The sequence below is a fragment of the uncultured Fenollaria sp. genome (genome assembly GCF_934202865.1).
Lineage (GTDB): Bacteria > Bacillota > Clostridia > Tissierellales > Peptoniphilaceae > Fenollaria.
Genome location: NZ_CAKPYL010000089.1, coordinates 1 through 2,196, shown reverse-complemented (window position 1 = coordinate 2,196; position 2,196 = coordinate 1). Strand labels below are relative to the sequence as shown.

Annotated in this window: 2 protein-coding genes; both read left to right on the top strand. The window is 38.9% G+C overall.

The annotated features are described in order from the left end of the window. Positions 1-225: 225 nt before the first annotated feature. Positions 226-1,350 carry an acyl-CoA dehydrogenase family protein gene (locus Q0E71_RS06745; RefSeq protein ID WP_058259521.1) on the top strand — a complete coding sequence of 375 codons (1,125 nt, stop codon included), beginning with the start codon at positions 226-228 and terminating at the stop codon, positions 1,348-1,350. 8 nt (positions 1,351-1,358) lie between these two features. Further along, the gene (locus tag Q0E71_RS06740) at positions 1,359-2,183 is read left to right on the top strand and encodes a phosphate/phosphite/phosphonate ABC transporter substrate-binding protein (RefSeq protein ID WP_294797259.1); all 825 of its coding nucleotides are present in this window, start codon (positions 1,359-1,361) and stop codon (positions 2,181-2,183) included. Positions 2,184-2,196: the final 13 nt, after the last annotated feature.

Genomic DNA, 2,196 nt, shown 5'->3' with positions numbered 1-2,196 from the left:
GTACAAATCAGACATGCTTTTTATAAAGGCATGTCTTTTTTATAGGCATCACTATTTTTCACAAACAAGTTAAATATTTTTTATTATATCAGAGAAAAATTTATATAGAAAATTTCAATATAAAGGCCTGAAACTATTGAAAAATCTTATTTGTAATGAAGTAATCGTTGTGATATACTTAAGACGATAGCGATATCGATATAAACACGAAAGGGAGGGTTTATTATGAATTCATTTGAAAGAGCAAGGGAATTTGCAAAAAAATACATTGATCCCGTTGCAAAACAATTAGACGAAGAAGCAAAATTTCCTAAGGAAATTTTCGACAAACTAGGTGAAGAAGGTTTCTTTAAGGTAATGATACCTAAGGAAATGGGCGGTGAAGGCGGTACTATTAAGGACCACTCACAAATCTGTATGGCTCTAGCTGAAAGCTGCGCATCTGTTGGTCTATGCTACATGATGCATAACGTAGCACTTATGTGTATCTTAGCTAATGGTAATGATGAGCTTAAAAATAAGATTGTTAAAGAAATCCTTGAAGAAAGAAAATTATGTGCACTTGCATATAGTGAATTCGGTACAGGTACTCACTTCTACATCCCAGAAATGGGCATTGAACACAAAGATGGTTCTTGCGTATTAAACGGCTCTAAGTCAATGGTTACTTCAGCTGAATACGCTAGCTACTACTTAGTATTAGTACCTTCTAAGAAAGAAGGAGAAATCGATAACTGGGTAGTTCCTATAGATAAAGAAGGCGTTCATTTTGAAATGCAAGCTTGGAACGGAATGGGTATGAGAAGCAATGCATCTTGCCCAATGGTTCTTAAGGACGTTGAACTTGAAGATATGTACAGAATTGGCGAATGGGGTAGCGGTCAAGCACAAGTATTCTCAGTTGTTGCACCATACTTCATCTTAGGTCTAGCAAGTGTTTACTCAGGTCTAGGCAAAGCCATCTCTACAGCAGCTAACGAACACGCTATGAAGAGAAAATATCCTACAGGACAATCTCTATCAAATATTGAAACAGTTCAAATACACTTAGCTAAGATTTACAACAGAACTCACGCAGCAGAAGCATTTACAAAGCTTGCAGCTGAAAAGGCTGAAAGAGGCGACGCTGACGCAGTTGTTGACATCATCGCAGCTAGAGTTAACGCAAGTGAAGCAGCTATCGAAACATCTATCGATGCAATGAGAGTTGCTGGCGGTAAGGGCTATAACAAACAAAACCCTATAGAAAAATACATGAGAGATGCATATGCAAGTCAAATCATGGCACCATCAGTAGACGTGCTTACAATTTGGCTTGGTAAATTGATCACAGATCAACCAATACCATAGGAGGAAAGATGACTGATAAGATAAAAGTTGGAGCAGTTCTTTATGATCCAAAGGTTAGTATCATTTGGGATATGATCCACAAATTTTTTGAAGAAAGAGGCATGGAAGTTGAAGGCGTTTACTTCAAGGACTATGACTTACAAGTAGATGCTGTTGTTAACGGCGATATAGATATCGCTTGGAACTCACCATTAGCTTGGCTACAAACTCAAATCAGAACTGACGGTAAAAGCGAAAATGGTCCTATGAGAGACACAGATAGAGACAGAAAGACTATCTGCCTAGTTAAAAAAGACTCTGGCATTAAGTCTTTTGAAGATCTTAAGGGCAAAAAGATAGGCTTCGGCGCATTTGACAGCCCTCAAGCAAGACTTATACCTATCTATTATTTAAAGACTAAAGGCTTAGAATATGGCAAAGATTATGAAGAAGTTCGCTTCGACAAGGGCGTTGGCCTTAACGGAGACCACGTTGGCGGTGAACTTGACGCTGTTAAAGCACTTGAAGCAGGCGATGTTGACTGCGCTTTCACTATCGATCTAAATTTCAACGCTTGGTCAAAGGACGGCACTATCGATGCTAACCAACTAGAAGTTTTAGGTGAAACACCTCACTTCGATCACTGTATATTCTCAGCTCGCGTGGGCTTCCCATCAGAAGACTTCAAAGCTTGGGCTAAAATTCTTCTTCAAATGGATTACAACGATCCAGAACACAAGAAGATCATGGACCTTGAAGGCCTTACAGAATGGGTTGAAGGCAGAACTAGTGGTTTCGAACAAATTACTAACGCCGATAAGTATTTAGACTTTTTCGGCAAGTACCGTGACTAGGGCATTCTCCACT